The 20,030-nt window shown below is 72.3% G+C and carries 14 protein-coding genes and 1 tRNA gene; 10 read left to right on the top strand and 5 right to left on the bottom strand.

Annotation, left to right across the window (positions count from 1 at the left end; genetic code table 11):
- Positions 1 to 6: 6 nt before the first annotated feature.
- Together DEJ22_RS12250 and DEJ22_RS12245 are read right to left on the bottom strand one after the other, a co-directional pair.
- Entirely contained in the window at positions 7 to 615 is a 609-nt protein-coding gene (locus tag DEJ22_RS12250; protein WP_111227736.1) for a TetR/AcrR family transcriptional regulator, read from the bottom strand.
- A 338-nt stretch (positions 616 to 953) separates the two neighbouring features.
- A complete protein-coding gene (locus tag DEJ22_RS12245; RefSeq protein ID WP_111227737.1) occupies positions 954 to 1,727 on the bottom strand; it encodes a trimeric intracellular cation channel family protein in 774 nt (257 codons plus the stop codon).
- Positions 1,728 to 1,796: 69 nt separating this feature from the next.
- Between DEJ22_RS12245 and efeU the strand changes: the two genes are divergently transcribed.
- The 3 genes from efeU to DEJ22_RS12230 are packed head-to-tail and all read left to right on the top strand — an operon-like array spanning position 1,797 to position 5,897.
- The gene (gene efeU / locus DEJ22_RS12240) at positions 1,797 to 3,386 is read left to right on the top strand and encodes an iron uptake transporter permease EfeU (RefSeq protein ID WP_111227738.1); all 1,590 of its coding nucleotides are present in this window, start codon (positions 1,797 to 1,799) and stop codon (positions 3,384 to 3,386) included.
- The gene (efeO, locus tag DEJ22_RS12235) at positions 3,373 to 4,623 is read left to right on the top strand and encodes an iron uptake system protein EfeO (protein WP_284174730.1); all 1,251 of its coding nucleotides are present in this window, start codon (positions 3,373 to 3,375) and stop codon (positions 4,621 to 4,623) included. The genes efeU and efeO overlap by 14 nt, the downstream gene beginning before the upstream one ends.
- Positions 4,620 to 5,897 carry a Dyp-type peroxidase gene (locus tag DEJ22_RS12230; protein ID WP_111227740.1) on the top strand — a complete coding sequence of 426 codons (1,278 nt, stop codon included), beginning with the start codon at positions 4,620 to 4,622 and terminating at the stop codon, positions 5,895 to 5,897. The genes efeO and DEJ22_RS12230 overlap by 4 nt, the downstream gene beginning before the upstream one ends.
- Before the next feature lie 244 nt (positions 5,898 to 6,141).
- On the opposite strand, the gene DEJ22_RS12225 is transcribed toward DEJ22_RS12230, so the two are convergent.
- The 3 genes from DEJ22_RS12225 to DEJ22_RS12215 all read right to left on the bottom strand — a co-directional run bounded on the left by DEJ22_RS12225 (position 6,142) and on the right by DEJ22_RS12215 (position 11,653).
- Positions 6,142 to 8,496 carry a bifunctional metallophosphatase/5'-nucleotidase gene (locus DEJ22_RS12225; protein ID WP_111227741.1) on the bottom strand — a complete coding sequence of 785 codons (2,355 nt, stop codon included), beginning with the start codon at positions 8,494 to 8,496 and terminating at the stop codon, positions 6,142 to 6,144.
- Between the two features lie 122 nt (positions 8,497 to 8,618).
- Positions 8,619 to 10,433, bottom strand: a complete 1,815-nt coding sequence (locus tag DEJ22_RS12220) for a thiamine pyrophosphate-requiring protein (RefSeq protein WP_111227742.1) — start codon at positions 10,431 to 10,433, stop codon at positions 8,619 to 8,621.
- 50 nt (positions 10,434 to 10,483) lie between these two features.
- On the bottom strand, positions 10,484 to 11,653 hold the full coding sequence (locus DEJ22_RS12215) for a Gfo/Idh/MocA family protein (protein WP_111227743.1): 1,170 nt from the start codon (positions 11,651 to 11,653) through the stop codon (positions 10,484 to 10,486).
- 82 nt (positions 11,654 to 11,735) lie between these two features.
- Between DEJ22_RS12215 and DEJ22_RS12210 the strand changes: the two genes are divergently transcribed.
- The 7 genes from DEJ22_RS12210 (at position 11,736) to DEJ22_RS12180 (ending at position 20,018) form a co-directional block, all read left to right on the top strand.
- Positions 11,736 to 13,160 carry a glucose-6-phosphate dehydrogenase gene (locus DEJ22_RS12210; protein WP_111227744.1) on the top strand — a complete coding sequence of 475 codons (1,425 nt, stop codon included), beginning with the start codon at positions 11,736 to 11,738 and terminating at the stop codon, positions 13,158 to 13,160.
- 197 nt (positions 13,161 to 13,357) lie between these two features.
- Positions 13,358 to 14,143 carry a dienelactone hydrolase family protein gene (locus tag DEJ22_RS12205; protein ID WP_111227778.1) on the top strand — a complete coding sequence of 262 codons (786 nt, stop codon included), beginning with the start codon at positions 13,358 to 13,360 and terminating at the stop codon, positions 14,141 to 14,143.
- A gap of 110 nt (positions 14,144 to 14,253) precedes the next feature.
- Positions 14,254 to 14,326, top strand: a tRNA-Arg gene (locus DEJ22_RS12200).
- Positions 14,327 to 14,683: 357 nt separating this feature from the next.
- Positions 14,684 to 16,060, top strand: coding sequence for a purine-cytosine permease family protein (locus tag DEJ22_RS12195; protein WP_111227745.1), 1,377 nt, complete (start codon positions 14,684 to 14,686; stop codon positions 16,058 to 16,060).
- A 144-nt stretch (positions 16,061 to 16,204) separates the two neighbouring features.
- Complete coding sequence (locus DEJ22_RS12190; RefSeq protein WP_111227746.1) at positions 16,205 to 17,761, top strand: hydantoinase/oxoprolinase N-terminal domain-containing protein; 1,557 nt, start codon at positions 16,205 to 16,207, stop codon at positions 17,759 to 17,761.
- The gene (locus DEJ22_RS12185; RefSeq protein WP_111227747.1) at positions 17,758 to 18,906 is read left to right on the top strand and encodes an S-methyl thiohydantoin desulfurase family protein; all 1,149 of its coding nucleotides are present in this window, start codon (positions 17,758 to 17,760) and stop codon (positions 18,904 to 18,906) included. The genes DEJ22_RS12190 and DEJ22_RS12185 overlap by 4 nt, the downstream gene beginning before the upstream one ends.
- Positions 18,903 to 20,018: an S-methyl thiohydantoin desulfurase family protein gene (locus DEJ22_RS12180; protein WP_111227748.1), complete on the top strand. Its 1,116-nt coding sequence runs from the start codon at positions 18,903 to 18,905 to the stop codon at positions 20,016 to 20,018. Before DEJ22_RS12185 ends, DEJ22_RS12180 begins: the two co-directional genes overlap by 4 nt.
- Positions 20,019 to 20,030 lie beyond the last annotated feature (12 nt).

The following is a 20,030-nucleotide window of genomic DNA, read 5'->3' as shown; positions in this document are numbered from 1 at the left end:
TGCGCTTCAGCGCCGCGGGCGCACGACCGCGTCGACCAGCGCGGCGATGACGTCGCCCGGGTCCACCCCGGGCAGCGCGGGGCCGTCGAACACGATCCCGACGTTCGCGCCGATGAGCAGCGTCGCGAAGTCCTCGAGCGGCATGCCGGGTTCGACCTCGGGGTGCGCACCGAACCACAGCCGCACGAGGTCGAGCACCCCGTCCTGCAGCTCCCGGCGCTGCCGTACGAACTCGGGCATGAACTCGGGGTGCCGGAGTGCGTAGCCGCGGAGCTCGCTGACGAGGGCGAACTGCCGACCCTGGTCGTGGCGACCGAACGCCGTGCGTACGACGTCGGCGATGCTCGACGCGGCGACGTCCTCGCGCACGACCTCCTGCAGCGCGGCCAGCACCCGGTTCGTCGACCGCTGCATGACCTGGGCGACGAGGTCCTGCTTCGACGAGAAGTTCGAGTAGACGGCGCCCTTGCTGAACCCGGCCCGCGCGGCGACGTCGTCGAGGCGGGCACCGTGCACGCCGGACTCGGCGAAGACGTCGGCGCCGGCGGCCAGCAGCCGTTCGCGGACCTCGGCTCGAGGCGTCCGTGGTGTGGGTGCTGCGGCGTCGTCGCTCATCTGGTCCTGGTCCGTGCTCGTCGATGTCGTGCGGTGGTGCGCCGTACTGTCGATGCCGGCACGGTGGTGGCGTGCAGGCTGCGTCGCACCCGGTCGTGCAACGGTCGGGGACCTGCCGCGCCGCGCGCTGCGACCACGCGCGGCACCAGCGAAGCCCCCTGCTCCGTCCGTCCCGGTGGACCGGCACGTTCGGGTCGTGTCGGTGCGTCGGTGGACGGTGCTCACCAGGTCGATACCCGGCGGTAGCGATGGTATCGCTCGGCTGTGACGCTGCACAGTCCGTGACCTCCACCCGTCCGCAGGACGCGGGTGCAGGAGCGGGAGTCGAGCAGGGCGCCTCAGGCGTCGCCGGGCGTCTCCCGGTCGCTGTGCACGCTGCCGCTACCGGTGCGCCGCCCGGGCCGTCGGAGCAGTCGGATCGCGTCGGGGCGCAGGCGTCGTCCCCGCTGCAGGAGGGCGCCGAGCGTCGACTTCGGCTGCCACTCGCGCCCGTTCGGCAGGCCCCAGCCACGCTTCACGGCACCGTACCGGAGCCCGAGCGAGAGCACGATCGCCGCGATGATGCCGATGGACGGCGACCCGAGGTAGGACGCGACGACCATGACGGCGGACGCGGCGACGGCGACCGTGGCGTACAGCGCGTTCCCGCCGAACACCGCGGGCACGCGCCGCAGCAGCAGGTCGCGCATCGCCCCGCCGCCCACGGCGGTGATCGTGCCCATGATGATCGCGGTCGGCCACCCGAGCCCGGCGTCGAAGGTGCGCTGCACCCCGACCACCGACCAGAAGCCGATGACGGCGGCGTCGAGGACGGTGAACAGCCGGTCCCAGGTCAGCTCGGAGAACGACACGAAGAAGGCGACCAGGGCGCCGGCGATCGCGACGGGCAGGTAGAGCGGGTCGACGAGCGCGACCGGCGGGCCGTTCTGCAACAGGGTGTCCCGGAGGATGCCGCCGCCGAGCCCGGAGACGAACCCGACGACGAGGAACCCGAACAGGTCGAAGTCCATGGTGCGGGCGAGTGAACCGCCGAGCAGTGCCGAGGCGAACACGCCGGCCAGGTCGAGCACGTTCGTGACCGACGCCAGGCCCTCGGTGGTCAGCAGGTTCATGAGAACAATCAAACCCCACGCCGCAGGAGTGGCGGGTCGTGGCGCGGTTAGGTTAGCCTCACCTTCGCCATGATCGCCACCCTCGTCATCGGCCTCCGCGAAGGCCTCGAAGCGACGCTCATCGTCGGCATCATCGCCGCGTTCCTCCGTCGCAACCGCGCGCCCCTCGCCCCGATGTGGGCCGGCGTCGGGCTCGCGGTCGCCCTGAGCATCGCCGTCGGCTTCGGCCTGCAACTCGTCGAACAGGCGCTGCCGCAGGCCCAGCAGGAGGGCATGGAGACCGTCATCGGTGTCGTCGCCGTGGTCTTCGTCACCGGGATGATCGTGTGGATGCGCACGCACGCGCGGACGCTGTCGCGGGACCTGCAGGCGAGCGCGTCGACCGCGCTCGGGCGGGGCACGTCGTGGGCGCTCGCCGGCATGGCGCTCCTCGCGGTCCTCAAGGAGGGCTTCGAGACCTCGGTCTTCCTCCTCGCGACCTTCCAGGCGTCGACGGACACCGGGTCGGCCGCCCTCGGAGCGGTGATCGGCATCGCCGTCGCGGTGGCGATCGGGTACGGCATCTACACGGGCGGCGTCCGCCTCGACCTCGGCCGGTTCTTCACCGGCACCGGCGTCTTCCTCGTCTTCGTCGCGGGCGGCCTCGTGCTGACCGCGCTGCGGCACGCCCACGAGGCCGGCTGGATCGTCATCGGTCAGCAGCGCACGGTCGACCTCGGCTGGCTCGCGCCGAACGGATCGCTCCGTGGCGCCCTGGTCACCGGCGTGCTCGGCATCCCCGCCGACCCGCGCGTGATCGAGGTGCTCGGCTGGCTGCTCTACGTCGTGCCCGTCCTGGCGATCGCGGTCTGGCCGCCCCGCTGGCGTCCGTCGACGGCCCGCGTCCCACTGGTCCGTGCTGCGGTCGCTGCCGGCCTCGCGGCAACGGCGGTCGTCCTGGCCCTGGCCGTCCCGAGCACGGGCGCCGACCTGCCGCGCACGGCCGCGGTCACCGGCGACGCACGCTCCGTCACGGCCGACGTCGACGGTGCGGCTGCGGTCCTGCGCGTCGCCGGCACCGGCCGGGAGGCACGACGCACCCTCCCCGCGTCGGCCCACCGCCGCGTGACCCGCTCCGGCGTCGCCGCCGACCGCTGGCAGGTCACCGAGGACGTCCCCGCGACCGACCGTCCGACCTCGCTGACGCTCGACGACCTCGTCGGCCTGTTCGGTCGGGTCCCCGTCGGCATCTCGCCGAGCACGGACCCCGGGCCGTTCACGGCCCGGTGGGCCGTCCGCGACACCGTGTCCCTGACCACCGTCGGTGGGGGCGTCCTGGACGCGACCCGCTCGGAACGCGACGTGCTCACGCTGAGCGGTGGGGGCCTCCCGGCCGCTCGGACGACGACGCTCGAGCGCACGGTGTGGGCGGTCCCGACCGACCGTGTGGACCGCGCCGCGGCCGACCTGACCGCTGCACGGACCCGCGCTGCCGAGCTGCGGCTCTGGGACACCTGGCTGCCGATCGCGCTCCTCGTCGCCGCGGCCGCCCAGACGCTGCTCGCCCTCCGCGACCGCCGTCGTGCCGTCACGCCACCGACCACCACCCCCGGAACCGACCCGTCGCGCGGACCGCCCGCCGACGTCCCTGCAAGGAGCCTCGACCATGCCGTTCGGTAGGACCGCCCGCCCCCGCGCCGCCCACCCCTTGGCCGCCCGCCCCCTGATCGCCCTCGGAGCCCTCGGCGCCGTCACCGCCCTCGCCCTGACCGGCTGCTCGACCGGCACCCCCTCAGACGACGCCTCGGGCGGCACCGGGAAGGTCTCCCGCGTCACCATCACCCTGACGAACGACGGATCCGACGCCTGCGCCGTGTCGACCACGACGGTCCCCGCGGGCCCCGTCACGTTCACGGTGCACAACGAGTCGTCCACCGCCATCACCGAGGTGGAGCTCCTGCAGGACCAGCGCATCCTGGGCGAGAAGGAGAACCTGGCCCCCGGGCTCGACGCCGTCCGCTTCACCGCCACGCTGGGCGGGGGGAAGTACCAGGTGTACTGCCCCGGCGCGGAGCGCGAGCTCACCGACTTCACCGTCACGGGCAAGGCCGCCTCGAGCGCGAACAGCAGCGCCGCCACCCTGCTGGCCGACGGTGCGAAGGGCTACGCGACCTACGTCGACGGGCAGGTCACCGACATGGTGGCGGCCGTGCAGCAGCTGCAGCACGACGTGGACGCGGGTGACCTCGAGGCCGCGAAGCGCGACTACGCCGCCGCCCGCCCGTTCTACGAGCACGTCGAGAGCGACGTCGACGGTTTCGTCAAGAAGGGGTTCTCGGCCACCGACAACGCCGGCAACCTGGACTACCTGATCGACATGCGTGCGTCGAACCTCGACGACGCGGTCGGCTGGAGCGGCTTCCACGCCGTCGAGAAGGACCTCTTCGAGGCTGGCGCGATCACCGCGTCGACGAAGCAGACGGCTGCGGCACTGACCGCCGACGTCGAACTCCTGGCGAAGCGCGTGCCGTCGCTCGAGTACAAGCCCGAGGACCTGGCGAACGGCGCCGCCGGGCTGCTCGAGGAGGTCCAGTCGAACAAGATCACCGGGGAGGAGGAGGCGTACAGCCACATCGACCTCGTCGACCTCGCCGCGAACGTCGAGGGCGCCCGACAGGCCTTCGCGTACCTCAAGCCGGGCCTGGCGAAGGTCGACCCGGCGCTGACGAAGCAGATCGCCGCGCAGTTCGACGCGACGAACACGATGATGGACGGCTTCCGCGACGCGAACGCCCTGGGCGGCTTCAGCACGTGGGACGACGCCGCGAAGGCCGAGGACGCCAACCGCATCTCGCAGCAGGTCCAGGCGCTGCAGGACCCGCTGTCCCGCCTCGCCGAGAAGGTCGCGACGGCGTGAGCGACTCCCGATTCTCCCGCCGCGGCCTGATCGGCGCCGGACTCGCCGCCGCCGGAGCCGGGGTCGGCGCGGTCGCCGGGGTCGCCGGTTCCGCGGTGGCCACCGGGGTGGACCCGTTCACCGCGGCGGCGAACGGCGACGAGTCGATCGACCTGTCCCAGGCGGTCCCGTTCTACGCGACCGGTGCCCGACAGCCCCAGGGCGGCATCCGCACGACGCCGCAGCGGCACTGCGTCTTCATGGTGTTCGACCTGACGGCGTCGACCGCGACGGAGCTGCAGGTGCTGCTCGCGCGCTGGTCGGCCGCGATCGCGCAGCTGCAGGCGGGGCGGACCATCGGCAGCGTCGAGCCCGCCCACGGTGACGGGGTCGGCGCGGACACCGGCGAGGCGCTCGACCTCGGCCCGGCGTCGCTCACCGTCACGGTCGGGCTCGGTCCCGGTGTCTTCGACGAGCGCTTCGGCCTCGCGGCGAGGCGCCCGGCGCACCTCGCCGCGATCCCGACGCTGCCGAGCGACAACCTCGACGCACAGCTCACGGGCGGCGACCTCTCGCTGCAGGCGTGCGCCGACGACCCGCAGGTCGCCTACCACGCGGTGCGCGACCTGGCACGGATGGCTCGGGGCACCGCGACCGTGCGGTGGACGGTCATCGGGTTCGGCCGGGCCTCGGCAGGTCCGACGCAGTCGACGCCCCGCAACCTGATGGGGTTCAAGGACGGCACGCGGAACGTGTCCACCGACGACGAGTACGAGCGGTTCGTCTGGCTCGACCGCGGGGCCGACTGGATGGCCGGCGGCACGTACCAGGTGGTGCGGAAGATCCGGATGAACCTGGAGACCTGGGACGCCGACGTCGTCAGCGACCAGCAGCGGGTGTTCGGCCGGACGAAGGTCGAGGGTGCGCCGCTCTCCGGAGGGTCCGAGCACACGACCCCCGACTTCCACGCCCGGGCACCGCACGGCGGGGCCGGGGACACGGCGATCGACCCGCGCTCGCACGTCGCCCTCGCCGCGCACGAGAACAACGGCGGCGTGAAGATCCTGCGCCGCGGGTACAACTACACCGACGGGCTGAACCAGTACGGCCAGCTCGACGCCGGCCTGCTCTTCGCGGCGTACACGAACGACCCGGAGCACTTCACCCGGCTGCAGCGCAAGCTCGGTGCGTCCGACCGGCTGAACGAGTACGTGTCGCACATCGGGTCCGGGGTGTTCGCCGTGCCGCCGGCACCGCGGAAGGGCTCGTACGTCGGGGAGCAGCTGTTCCACTGACCGCAGGGCGGTGAGACGGGTGCCCTCCGTCGTTTCCCTGGAGACGGAGAGCACCCGCGCCGCGGGGTCCGACGGGCGGAACCACCGCCCGGCCCTGGGGGCGACCCGGCGCGACGCATCGCGATGCGACAGGGGGAGCGTACCTCGCGCGGGCGCTGCGCAGCAGGGGACTGCTGCCATCGGACGACGGAACGGGCCGCCACACGTCCGTGGGGCGGCCCGTCGTCGGCCGGGAGGCGCGGCGTCAGTCCGTCAGGACCGTCTCGTCGTGCGCGGCGCGCTTCCGACGTGCGAGGACGAGCGCCAGGGTGCCGGCGAGCAGCAGGACCCCCGCGGCGATGCCCGGGACCACCAGGTCCGCGCCCGTCCAGGCGAGGTCCCCGGCGGCCCTGGTCGGCTGCTGGTCGGCGGCACCGGTGCCGTCGGGACCGGTGACGCCGCCGTCCGTGCCGCCGCCGGGCAGGTCCGCGCCCGGAGTGGTCGGGTCGGTCGGCCCACCGGTGCCCGGGTCGGTCGGGTCCGTCGGCTCGACAGCGGTCTCGATCGGCACCGTCACCGCGAGGGTGATCGTCTGGCCGTTCGGCAGGGTGAGGACGAGGGGCTCGTCGGTCGTCTCGGTCGGGGCGGCCGCGGCGGTGGCACGGAGCGCGGTGGCGCGGACCGTGTCGCCCGCCGTGTCGACCTGGCTCGCGTCATCGGCACCGGGGACGGTGAACGTCAGGGTCGCGCGGCCCTGCTCGTCGCGCTTGTCGACGATCGTCGGGTCGATGGCGGACTCGGCGAGGACGACGTCGCCGGCGCTGACCGAGACGGAGCCCGCGGTGGCGGGGTCGTCACTGCTGAAGACGAGCGACGACAGCGACACCGAGACCTCGTCGCCCGGCTGGAAGCCCTCTGCGGGGACCGGCGTCGTCACGACACCCACGGCACGCTGGTCGGTCGGCGGGGTGACGACCGGGTTCGCGATGAAGTAGTCCACCTGCGCCTGGAGGTCGACGGTGCCCGAGTCGGCCTTGTTCGTGCCGCCGGCGAAGGCGGCGAAGTTGTCGCCACCGGTCGAGAGGAAGGAGTTGACCGTCACCTTCAGCGTGTCGTCCAACGCGATCGGGGCGCCGCCGAGCGTCATGGCGGTGATCCGCGAGCCGCGTTCGGCGTTCGGGTCGTAGGTGTAGGCGAATCCGTCGGAGACACCGAGCTTGAGGAACGGACGCTCGAGGCCGTCCGGCTGCCACTGCTGCTCGAGGGCGTCCTTGATCTGCTGACCGGTCATGTCCTGCGTGACCAGGGTGTTGGCGAAGGGCTGGACGAGGGCGGCCTCCTTGTAGGTCACCTGCCCGTCCGGGTCGTTCGCGCCGCTCGAGGCGAACAGCATGTCCGTGCGGAGACCGCCGGGGTTCATGAAGGCGACCTGCGAGCCCTGCCGGGTCGTCGCGGCGCGCTGCACCTCGGCGATGTAGTTGCCCAGGACGGACTCGCCGCCGCGGTTCTCGCTCGTGCGGTCCGACTGCACGGCGCGACGCAGGTCCGCGGTGATGTCACCGAGCTTCTTCGCGCCCTCGACGTCCGCCTTGGCCTTCGCCGCGGTGACGATGCCGGTCACGGCCTGGACCGAGGACTGGTCCGCCGGGACACCGGTGTACCCGTTCACGGACCTGACCTCCGAGGTGATGCTCCTCAGCTTCTTGTCGGCGCCCACGGTGAGCTGGAGGTGGCCGAAGTTCACACCGTACGAGCCGGTCTGGATCACCGGTCGGGGCTTCCCGTCGGGCCCTGCGATCGAGTGGTTGTACGTGGCGTGCGTGTGGGCCGACACGATCGCCGACACCTTGGACGAGACGCCCGCGGTGATCTTGCCGAACGCGCCGCTGCCGGTGGCGTCCGACAGCGCGCTCGTGGTCGCGCCCTCGTGGACGAGCAGCACGAGCACGTCGGCCTCACCGTTGTCGGCCTTGCCGTCGGTGAGCTCCTCGGCGTAGCGGTTGACCTGGCTGACGATCGGCGCCATCGCGAGGCCCTGCACCCCTCCGGGGCTGACGAGTCCGGGGATGAGGTCCTCGGTCGTCGCCCCGATGAAGCCGACCTTCACGCCGCCGCGCTCGACGATCGACCACGGCGTGAACGCCGGGTCCGTCGTGCCGGCCTTCACGATGTTCGACGAGACGTAGGGCCACTCGGCCCGGTCCTCGATGCGCCCCGTCAGGTCGTCCTGGCCCTTGTCGAGTTCGTGGTTGCCGATCGCGCTGACGTCGAGGTCCATCGCGTTCAGCGCGTCGATCGTCGGCGCGTCCTGCTGGATGAGGGAGGTGAAGGTCGACGCGCCCACGTTGTCGCCGACGCTGGCGAAGATCGTGTTCGGGTTGGCCTCGCGGTAGGACTGCACGACGCCGGCGAGCTTCGCTGCACCGGCCGCCTTGTCGGTGGCGGTGCCCTCGGACTCGATGCGGCCGTGGAAGTCGTTGACGTCGAGGATGTCGATGGTGGTGTCACCCTCGGCGGCGAGGGCGGCGGACGGGACGGTGAGGGCGGTGAGGACGCCGGCGGCGACCAGGGCGGATGCCCCGGCCAGGCGCCGGCGGCGCGGAGCGGTGTGAGCGTTCATCAACGCAAGAACCTAGGAACTCCCACAGCCGACCCGCCAGGGGGTGCCGCAACACGTCACGTGGTGTTCACACCACGGGGGACGTTCCTCCCGTTCGGGGGACAACCACGGCGGCCGCGGCGTCAGTCGCGGCCGAGGACGCCCTTCACCCGTTCGACCGCCTCGGCGGCCATCGCCTTCGCCGAGTCCTTGACGACCCCGAGCTCCGCCGGGTCGCCCTTCAGCAGGCTCTTGGCGGTGTTGACGGCGTACTCGGCGGTGATGTGCGGCGGCAGCGGCGGCACGTTGCGGCTGACGTGGGCGTCGATGAGCGTCACACCCGGGTTGGCGAAGGCCCGCTCGACCGCTGCCTCGACCTCGTCGTCGCTGTGGACGGCGATGCCCTCGAAGCCGAGCAGCCGCGCGTACCCGGCGTAGTCCATCGACTCGACGTCCTGCGACCCGGACCACATCGGGTTGCCGTCCTCGGTCCGCATCTCCCACGAGACCTGGCCGAGGTCGTCGTTGTGCATGACCACGATGACGAGCTGCTGGTTCGGCCAGTCCGCCATGTACTTCTTCACCGTGATGAGCTCGTTCATGCCGAGCATCTGGAACGCCCCGTCGCCGATCGTGCAGACCGCCGGTGCGTCCGGGAAGGCGAACTTCGCGGTCACGGCGTACGGCATCGCCGCGAGCATCGTCGCCAGTCGGCCGGACATGTCGCCGTGCATGCCGCGGCGCAGCCGGATGTGGTGGCCGTACCAGTCGGCCGTGGTCCCCGCGTCGCAGGTGACCGTGACGCCCTCGGGGAGCCGCTCGTTCACGGCGCGGATGACGCGGCGTGGGTTGACGCCGTCGTCGTAGGCGACCTCGGCCTGGCGGTGCATCTCCGCCTCCCACTCGCGCATCTCACCGGCGAGCTTGTCCTGCCACGCGGTGTCCTGCTTGTCACGGAGCAGCGGCATGACCGCCTCCAGCGTCGCGCCGACGTCGCCCCACAGGTTGAGCTCCGTCGGGTACCGCAGGCCCATCTGCTCCGGCTTGATGTCGACCTGCACGCCACGTGCCTGGCCGGAGGCGGGCAGGTACTCGCCGTAGGGGTAGTTCGAGCCGAGGAGCACGATCGTGTCGCACTCCTTGATCTGGGTGAGGCTCGGGCGCGAGCCGAGGAGCCCGACCTGCTGCGTGTGGTACGGCACGTCGGAGGGCACGACGTCCTTGCCCCGCAGTGCGGTGATGATGCCGGCGCCGGTCTTCTCGGCGGCCTCGAGCACCAGGTCCGTGGCACCGCGAGCACCGGCGCCCACCAGGAACGTCACGCGCTCCCCGGCGTTCAGGATCTCGGCGAAGCGCGCGATCTGGTCCTGCGGCGGCACGATCCGGGTCGACGGGGCGACGTCGCTCGACCGGGACACCCAGTGCTCGGCGGCCGGGGCCTGGTACTTCATGGCCTGCACGTCGTGGGGGAGCACGACGACGGCGGGCTGCTTGCGGAGCATCGCCGTGCGGAAGGCCGTGTCGACGACGACGCCGACCGCGTCCGGCGTGGCGACGGTCTCCACGTAGCAGGCGACGTCGGCGAACACGCGCTCGAGGTTCGACTCCTGCTGCGTGAACGTGCCGATCGAGGCGAGTCCCTGCTGCCCGACGATCGCGACGACCGGCTGGTTGTCCATCTGGGCGTCGTACAGGCCGTTGAGCAGGTGGAAGGCGCCGGGGCTCGACGTCGCGACGCAGACCCCGACCTCGCCGGTGAACTTGGCGTGTGCGGTCGCCATGAGCGCGGCGATCTCCTCGTGCGTCGGGCGGACGTACTCGAGCTCGCGCTCGCTGCCGTCGGCCTTGCCGAGGGCCCCGTCGAACGCACCGATCCCGTCCCCGGGGTACCCGAACACCCGGGAGACCCCCCATGCCTTGATGCGGTCGATGACGAAGTCGCTCACGGTCGTGCTCATGCACCCACCGTGCTCGGTGGTTCCTGTACGCGCTCAGGTCCAGGTGACGGTCAGGGGATCGGGCGCCAGGTGCCGTCGGCAGCGCTGGCGACGACGGACTCGATGACGGCGGCCGCGCGGGCGCCGTCGTCGAACGTGGGCAGACCCTCGGGCCACGCCGACCGGTCGCCCTCCGCCCGGACCGCCGCGTACGTGTCGGCGACGAACGCCGCGAAGGCGTCGAGGTAGCCCTGCGGATGTCCGGCCGGCACGACCGCCAGCCGACGCTGGTCCGGGAACCCGAGCGAGGGGTCGCGGACGACGATCTGCGCCCCGCGCTCGTTGCCGAACCACGCCGACTCGGGCTGCTCCTGGTCGAAGGCCGCGGAGCCCAGGGTCCCGTCGACCTCGAACCACAGCCGGTTCTTGCGGCCGGCGGCGACCTGCGAGACGACGACGTTGCCGATGCGCCCGGTGCCCGTGCGGAAGGTCGCGACGGCGGTGTCCTCCGTGGTGACCTCCGCACGCTGCCCGGCGTCCGCCACCGGGTCGGGGTCGGGGGAGCCGGAGAACGACGGTCCCGACGCCGCCGGACGGGTCGGGTAGACGATGTCGGTCGCGGCGCTCACGGACGCGAAGGGCTCGCCGGTGACGAACTCGACGAGGTCGCACCAGTGTGAACCGATGTCCGCGAAGGCGCGGGAGACGCCGCCCGCACCGGCATCGACCCGCCAGCTCGAGGCGTCCTCGTCGAGCATCCAGTCCTGCAGGTAGTGGCCGTGCACCGCGAGCAGCCGGCCGAGCTCGCCGGCAGCGATCCGCGCGCGGATCTCGCGGACGACCGGGTGGTACCGGTAGACGAACGGCACGGTCGCCACCACGCCGGCCTCGGCAGCGGCGGACGCCAGCTCGGCGGCCTGGGCGGCGCTGATCGCGAGCGGCTTCTCGCACACGACGTTGATCCCGGCGCGGATGACGGCCATCGACTGCGGGTGGTGCTGGTCGTTCGGCGTGCAGACGTGCACGACGTCGGGCGCGTCCGCGAGCACCTCGTCGAGCGAGGCGTACCCGCGGGGCACGTCGAGCTGCGCGGCGACCTGTTCCGAGCGCGACGGCGTCCGACCGAGCACCCCGACGACCTCGGCACCGGCGGCGCGGGCGGCCCGCGCGTGGACGCCCGCGATCATGCCCGTCCCGACCACGGCGACGCGGATGCGTCGCCCTCCGTACCCACTGCTCATGGTGCTCCCTCGCGCCGGACTGGACCCACCGTACCGACGCAACCCCGGCCACGCGCCGGAACGGATGAGTACGGTCTGGGGCATGTCGAGCCTCCAGACCAGCCTGCTCATCCTCGGTGCCAGCGGTGACCTGTCCAAGCGGCTGCTGCTGCCCGGTCTCGCCACCCTCCTCGACGTCAAGGACGACTGGGAGGTCCAGCTGGTCGGGGCCGGCGTCGAGGACATCTCCGACGAGGACTGGAAGGCGCAGGTCCGCGAGTCCTTCGAGAACGCGCAGGCGTCGAAGAACGAGGAGGACGAGGGCGCGCACGACGGCGACGAGAAGCTCAGCCGGAGGCTCGTCGAGGTCATCGAGGCCTCGACCTACCGCAAGGCCGACGTCACCGACGCGGACGACCTGAAGGCCCTCCTCGCGGCGTGCGACCACGACCCGGCGATCTACTTCGCGCTGCCGCCGGCCGTGACCGAGAAGAGCTGCGCGGTGCTCCAGGACCTCGAGCTGCCGAAGGGGACGCGGCTGGCGCTCGAGAAGCCCTTCGGCACCGACGCCGAGAGCGCCGAGCACCTCAACGACCTGCTGCACTCGTTCCTCCCCGAGGAGCGCATCCACCGCGTCGACCACTTCCTGGGCCGCTCGACCGTGCTCAACCTGCTCGGGCTGCGCTTCGCGAACCGCATCATCGAGCCGCTGCTGTCCTCGGCGCACGTCGCCCGCGTCGACATCGTCTACGACGAGACCCTCGGCCTCGAGGGCCGAGCCCGCTACTACGACAAGGCCGGCGCCCTGGTCGACATGATCCAGAGCCACCTGCTGCAGGTGATGGCCGTCGTCGCGATGGAGGCCCCGGCCTCGATCGACGCCGACGACCTGCGCACCCAGAAGGAGCTCGTGCTCCGCGCGGTGCGGCCGTGGGGCGGTGACGTCGTGTCGGCCGGTAAGCGCGCCCGCTACACGGCGGGGACGGTCGGAGACCGGTCGCTGCCGTCCTACGTCGACGAGGACGGCGTGGATCCGTCGCTCGGTACCGAGACGCTGGCACAGCTCACCCTCGAGGTCGCCAACTGGCGCTGGGCGGGCGTGCCCTTCACCCTCCGCTCGGGCAAGGCGCTCGAGCAGCAGCGCCGCGAGATCGTCATCACCTTCAAGGACTCGCCGCACGTGCCGAACGGGCTGACCGGAGCGGAGCGGCCGGACAAGCTGCGCATCTGGATCGCTCCGGACGAGATGCAGCTCGAGCTCAACGTGAACGGCCCCGGCGACCCGTACACGATCGACCACACGGCCCTGTCGGTGAACTTCAACCCGGGGCGCCTCAGCGCCTACGGCGAGGTCCTCGCCGGCGTGCTCGAGGGTGACGCGACCCTGTCGGTGCGCGGCGACAGCGCGGTGCAGGGGTGGAAGGTCGTCGAGCCCTTCCTGCAGGCGTGGCGTGACGGCAAGGCCCCGCTCGACGAGTACGCGGCCGGGTCGGCCGGTCCCGAGAGCTGGGACAACATCGACTGCTGACGCCGTGTCGGACGGGAGGCGCGTGGCGGGCTCGCCACGCGCCTCCCGTCCGCCCGCTGGTCGCGCGCGGGACACCGGCGCGGCCGCGAGACGCCGGCGTCTCGCTCCGCGCGCGGTGTCACGGCGGGTGCGGAGCCTCTCCACGAGTGGACGGCGTCTCGACGACGCCGGAGCCCGGCGGCGTAGCGTCCGGTGACGTGAAGACCACCGACGACGTCCTGTCCACCGTCCCCGAACCCGCAGGCTCCGACGTCCGCGTCGAGCCCGTCCGCTACGACCACGAGGGCACGGCGCTCCTCGGTGTCCTCGCGAAGGACCACGCCGTGTCTGGCCCCCGCCCGGCCGTCCTGGTGGTGCACGACTGGCACGGCGTGAACGAGCACGTCGAGGCACGTGTCACCATGCTCGCGCGGCTGGGCTACGTGGCGTTCGGTGCCGACGTCTACGGTGAGGGCGTCCGCCCCGGCGACGACACCGCGGCCCAGGTCGCCGGCTCGTACTACCAGGACCTCCCGCTGTTCCGCGCCCGCCTGACCGCCGGGCTCGACCGGCTCCGTGAGGACCCCGACGTCGACCACTCCCGCATCGTCGTGATGGGGTACTGCTTCGGCGGCTCCGGGGCGATCGAGCTCGCCCGCACCGGTGCCGACCTCGCCGGTGCGGTCTCGTTCCACGGCGGCCTGATCGTGCACGAGCCGTCCGACGCGTCCGCGATCCGGGCGAAGCTCCTGGTGCTCACGGGGGGAGCGGACCCGATGGTGCCGGACACGACGGTCGCCGAGTGGCAGGACGAGATGCGCGCGGAGCCGTCGGTCGACTGGCAGGTCGTGACCTACGCGGGCGCGATGCACGCCTTCGCGGTGCCGGGCACCGATGCGCCCGACCACGGGGCGCAGTACCAGGAGCGCGCGGACCGTCGCTCGTGGCAGGCGCTGCAGGTGTTCCTCGCCGAGGTGTTCGACGAGGAGCCGACCGTCGCCTGAGCCCGCGACACGCCGAAGGCTCCGTGCGGAGCGGCTCGATTCGCGTTCCGCGCCGCACCTGTTGTAGAGTCTTCCACGGCCGCAAGGCCGGTTCGGTCGGAAGACCGGATGCGCTCGTAGCTCAATGGATAGAGCATCTGACTACGGATCAGAAGGTTGGGGGTTCGAGTCCCTTCGAGCGCACATCTGAGAAGGCCCCGTCGCACTGCGGCGGGGCCTTCGTCGTTCCCGGGGGCTCCTCTACGCCGGTCGCGTCCGCGTGCTCCTCCATCGATGGAGCAGTTCCCGTCGGGTCGGTCGCGTGGACCCGACGTCTTCTGCTCCACCGTTGCTGTCGCCGAGTGTCCCGGGGCTCCGTTCGGAGCTCCGGCGGGGTGCTGGGGAGCGGGGAGCGCGGCGCTCACAGGCGCGGTGGTGTGCATGGTGCACGGATTCACGTGCCCGTAACGACACCCTGCACGTGTCCCTGCTCCGGACGCGTCACTACGGTTGCCGCAACCCGGTCGCCCCGACCGGCACCCCTTCCCCCAGGAGCATCCGATGGCCAGTGCAGCGTCAGCACCACCAGCCCCGTCCGTCGTCGTCGACGACCACTCCCTGTCCCGCGTCCCCGTCTCCGCCCGCTACGGCTGGTTCCAGGTGGCGGTGCAGCGGTTCGGGCAGATCTCCGCCCTGTCCCAGTTCCTGCTCGGTGCCACGCTCGGCTTCGGCATGGGCTTCTGGGAGGCCTTCTGGGCCATCACCCTCGGAGCCGTGATCCTCGAGATCGTGTCGGTCTTCGTCGGGGTCATCGGGATGCGCGAGGGCCTCAACACGTCGGTCATCGCGCGGTGGACGGGCTTCGGGAAGGCCGGTTCGGCGCTCGTCGGTCTGGCGATCGGCCTGAGCCTGATCGGGTGGTTCGGCATCCAGTCCGGCGTCTCCGCCGCAGGGCTCGTCGCGATCCTGCCGATCCTGCCGGCGTGGGCGTGGTCGCTCGTGTTCGGCCTGCTCGTCACCGCGATCGTGCTCCGCGGCTTCCACTCGATGCAGTGGCTCGCGAACATCACGGTGCCGCTGTTCCTCGTCCTGGTCGGCTGGGCGGTCACGGTCGAGCTGAGCCAGCACTCCCTGGCCGAGCTCGCCGCGAAGGCTCCCGCGGGCCCGGAGCTGAGCTTCGTCGCGGGCACGACGCTCGTCGCGGGCGGCTTCATCGTGGGCGCCGTCATCACGCCGGACATGACCCGGTTCAACCGGTCGGTCGGCGACGTGGTGAAGCAGACCGCGCTCGGCGTCACCCTGGGGGAGTACGTCATCGGGCTCGCGGGTGTCCTGCTCGCCCACGCCGTCGGGTCGTCCGACATCACCCGCGTCATCACGTCGAGCGTCGGCTGGGTCGGCATCCTCGTGATCCTGCTCGGCACGTTCAAGATCAACGACTGGAACATCTACAGCTCGAGCCTCGGCGTCACGAACTTCATCGACGTCGTGTTCGGTCGCAAGGTGAACCGCGGCGTCGTCACGCTCGTGCTCGGTGTCGTCGGGTCGGTGCTCGCCGCGGTCGGGTTCCTCGACGCGTTCACCCCGTTCCTCATCGTGCTGGGCGTCGTGTTCCCGCCGATCGCCGGGATCATGGTGGCGGAGTACTTCGTCGTGCAGCGCTGGCGCCGCGAGCTCAGCGCGAGCGAGGGCCTGCCCGCGACCAGCCCGACCTGGGTCCCCGCCACCCTGGTGATCTGGGCCGTCGCGGCGCTCGTGGGCTACTTCGTCACCGTGGGCATCCCGTCGATCAACTCGGTCGTCATCGCCTTCGTCCTCTACGTCGTCGCCGGCAAGGCCGGCTGGGTCCGCGGTGTCGGCGTGAGCCGCACCGAGGACGCCCCGGCAGCGTCCGCCGATGCCCCGGCCTCGGCACCCGCGCCGGCACCGGCGCCCTGAAGCCGGCGGTCGGCGCCCCCCCTGCCGACCGCCACCTCGTCGCCGACCGTGCCGTGACCCCTGATCCGGACACGGCGCGGTCGGCCCGACACCTCGTCAGCACCACCACCGGCACCACGACAGCACCACCCCGAAGGGAACCCCATGCGCATCGGCATCGACGTCGGCGGCACGAACACGGACGCCGTCCTGATGGACGGCAGCACGGTCGCCGCGGCCGTGAAGCGGTCGACCAGCCAGGACGTCACGTCCGGCATCGTGGCCGCGCTCGCCGGCCTGCGCGAGCAGCGCGACTTCACCTCGGCGGACATCGACGGCGTGATGATCGGCACCACGCACTTCATCAACGCGCTCATCGAGGCGCGCGGGCTCGCCCCGACCGCGGCGGTCCGCCTCGGCCTGCCGGCGACCGCGTCCCTGCCGCCCTTCACCGACTGGCCCGAGCAGCTGGTCGGTGCCGTGCAGGGCCGTGCGTTCCTGGCACACGGGGGCCACGAGTTCGACGGGCGGGTCATCTCCGAGCTGGACCCGGACGAGCTGAAGCGGCACGCCGAGGCGATCGGCGCCGCCGGGATCCGCTCGGTGGCGATCTCGTCGGTGTTCTCGCCGATCAACGACGAGTTCGAGCAGCGCGCGCAGGCGATCATGGCCGCCGAGCTCGGACCGGACGTCGCGTTCTCGCTGTCGAGCGACATCGGTCGGATCGGACTGCTCGAGCGCGAGAACGCCACGATCATCAACGCGGCGCTCCGCGAGCTCGCCGACCGCATCGTCGACGGGCTGTCCGGGTCCGTCGCGGGCAGCGGCATCGACGCCCCGCTGTTCCTCAGCCAGAACGACGGCACGCTCATGGACGTCGAGTACGCCCGGCGGTACCCGGTCGCGACGTTCGCCTCCGGCCCGACGAACTCGATGCGCGGTGCTGCGGTGCTGTCCGGCTTCGACACCTGCGCCGTCGTCGACGTCGGCGGCACCACGAGCGACGTCGGCGTGCTGACCGGCGGCTTCCCCCGCGAGGCCACCGGCGAGGTCGCGGTCGCGGGCATCCGCACGAACTTCCGCATGCCGGACGTCCTGTCGATCGGGATCGGCGGCGGGTCACGCATCCGCGAGGACGGCGCGCTCGTCGGTCCGGACTCGGTCGGCTACCGGCTCACCGAGGAGGGACTCGTCTTCGGCGGCGACACGCTCACCGCCACCGACGTCGCGGTCCGCGGCGAGCGCGGCAGCATCGGGGACGCATCCCGTGTCGCCGGCGTGCCGACCGAGGTCGCCGAGCGGGCGCTCGCCGTGATCGCCGAGCGCGTCGCCGACGTCGTGGAGCGCATGCGCACCTCGTCGGACCCGCTGCCCGTCGTCGCGGTCGGCGGTGGCTCCGTCCTGCTGCCCGACACGCTGCCCGGGCTCGGCACGGTGCACCGGCCCGAGCACTACTCGGTCGCCAACGCCATCGGCGCCGCCATCGCCCAGGTCTCGGGCGAGGTCGACAAGGTCTACGCGATCAGCGACGGCAAGCGGTCTGCCGTGGTCGACGAGGCGCGACAGGAGGCGGTCGACCGGGCCGTCGCCGCGGGCGCCGACCCGTCCAGCGTCGCGGTCGTCGACTTCGACGAGGTCCCGATCCCGTACCTGCCCGGCAACGCCACGCGCATCCGCGCGAAGGCCGTCGGCGACCTGGCACTCGGGGCGCTGGTCCGATGACGACGACGGCCCCCAGCGCGGACACGCGTCCGACGACGACCACCGTCCGTCCGCTCACCGAGATCTGCGAGGACTGCGCCGCCCTCGCCCGCGGCGCCGCGGTCCTCGGCACGGGCGGTGGCGGTGACCCCTACGTCGGCCGTCTGCTGGCCGAGGCCGCGGTCCGCGAGCACGGCCCCGTGCCGGTCGTCCAGGTGGAGGACCTGCCCGACGACGCCGTCGTGCTCAACGTCGCCATGATCGGCGCACCGACCGTCATGGTCGAGAAGCTGCCGTCCGGAGCCCAGTTCGCCGAGGCGATCCGCAGCCTGGCGACCCACCTCGGCGTCACCCCGACGCACGTGGCGTGCATCGAGGTCGGAGGCGTCAACTCGACGAGCCCGATCGTCGCCGCCGCAGAGCTGGGCCTGCCGCTCGTCGACGGCGACGCCATGGGCCGCGCCTTCCCGGAGGTGCAGATGGTCCTGCCGACCCTGTCCGGCGTCAGTGCGACCCCCATGGCGCTCGCCGACGAGAAGGGCAACACCGCTGTCTTCGACACCGTCGACAACCGCTGGGCCGAACGGCTCGCGCGCACCGCCACCGTCGAGATGGGCTGCTCGGCGATCACCGCCCAGTACGCGATGTCCGGTGCGCAGGTCAAGGAGTCGTACGTCCGCGGCAGCCTGTCGCTGAGCGTCGCACTGGGCGAGGCGCTCGTCGCCGCCCGGGCCGCCAACGAGGACCCGGTCGCCGCCGTCACCGCGGTGCTCGGCGGGACCGTCGTGTTCGAGGGCAAGGTCGCCGACGTCGAGCGGAAGACGGTCACCGGTTTCGCCCGCGGGACCGCCCGCATCACGGGCTCCGGCAGCGACACCGGCCTGGAGGCACTGCTCCGGTTCCAGAACGAGCACCTGCTGGTCGAGGTGGCCGGGTCGGTCCGCACCACGACGCCCGACCTGATCGTCACGCTGGACGCCGAGACCGGCGAACCGATCACCACCGAGGGGCTGCGGTTCGGCGCGCGCATCCGCGTCGTCACCGCCCCGGCCGACCCGCGCTGGCACACCCCCGCGGGCCTCGCGCTCGCCGGGCCGCGGTACTTCGGCTACGACACCCGAGCGGTCCGCCACGACGGCACCGTGAGCGAGGGAGAACACGCATGAGCTGGACCATCGACGTCGACGATCTGCCCGACCTCGCCCGGGGAGCCGCCGTGCTCGGCACCGGCGGCGGCGGCGACCCGCTCATCGGGATGCTGCTCGTCAAGGCCGCGATCGAGGAGCACGGGCCGGTCACGATCCTCGACCCGTCCGAGGTGCCGGACGACGCCCTCGTCATCCCCACCGCGCAGATGGGCGCCCCGACCGTGGTGCTCGAGCGTCTGCCCGCAGGTCCGGAACCACTCGGCGCCCTCCGGCGGCTCGAGGAGCACCTCGGGCGGACCGCGATCGCGACGATGCCCATCGAGTGCGGCGGCATCAACTCGATGATCCCGCTGCTCGTCGGCGCGACGGGCGGCCTGCCCGTGGTCGACGCGGACGGCATGGGCCGCGCGTTCCCCGAGCTCCAGATGGAGACCTTCTCGGTGTACGGCGTGCCGGGGTCCCCGCTCGCCATCAGTGACGAGAACGGCCACGGCGTCGTCATCGACACCGGGCACGACAACCGGCAGATGGAGTGGCTCGCCCGCGGTGTCACGATCCGGCTCGGCGGGGTCGCGTACATCGCCGAGTACGCGATGACCGGCAGCCAGGTGCGTGCGACCGCCGTGCCCCGCACGCTGTCGTTGGCACTCTCGGTGGGCCGGGCGATCCGTCGTGCCCGCGAGGAACACCGCGACCCGGTGGCCGGGCTCGCCGAGGCCTTCGGGCAGACGATCTACACGCACCTGCGCGAGCTGTTCGACGGCAAGGTCGTCGACGTCGAGCGCCGGACGGTCGACGGGTTCGCGAAGGGCCGCGCCGTCGTGCGAGGTGCCGACGGATCGGAGCTCGAGGTCGTCTTCCAGAACGAGAACCTCGTCGCCCGACGCGACGGCCGCCTGGTCGCGGTGGTGCCGGACCTGATCTGCGTGCTCGACGCGGAGACGGCGGAGCCGATCACGACCGAACGGCTGCGCTACGGCCAGCGCGTCCGGGTGATCGGGGTCTCCACGCCCGATCTGATGCGCACGCCCGAGGCCCTCGCCGTCTTCGGACCGTCGTGCTTCGGCCTGCACGACGACTTCGTCCCCGTCGAGCAGCTGCACGAGCGCACTCCGGTGGGGGCGCGCTGAACGGCGCCGATG

The sequence above is a fragment of the Curtobacterium sp. MCSS17_007 genome, from assembly GCF_003234175.2.
Lineage (GTDB): Bacteria > Actinomycetota > Actinomycetes > Actinomycetales > Microbacteriaceae > Curtobacterium.
Note: the sequence above shows the minus strand (reverse complement) of the source record. Positions and strands in the feature narration are given on the sequence as shown.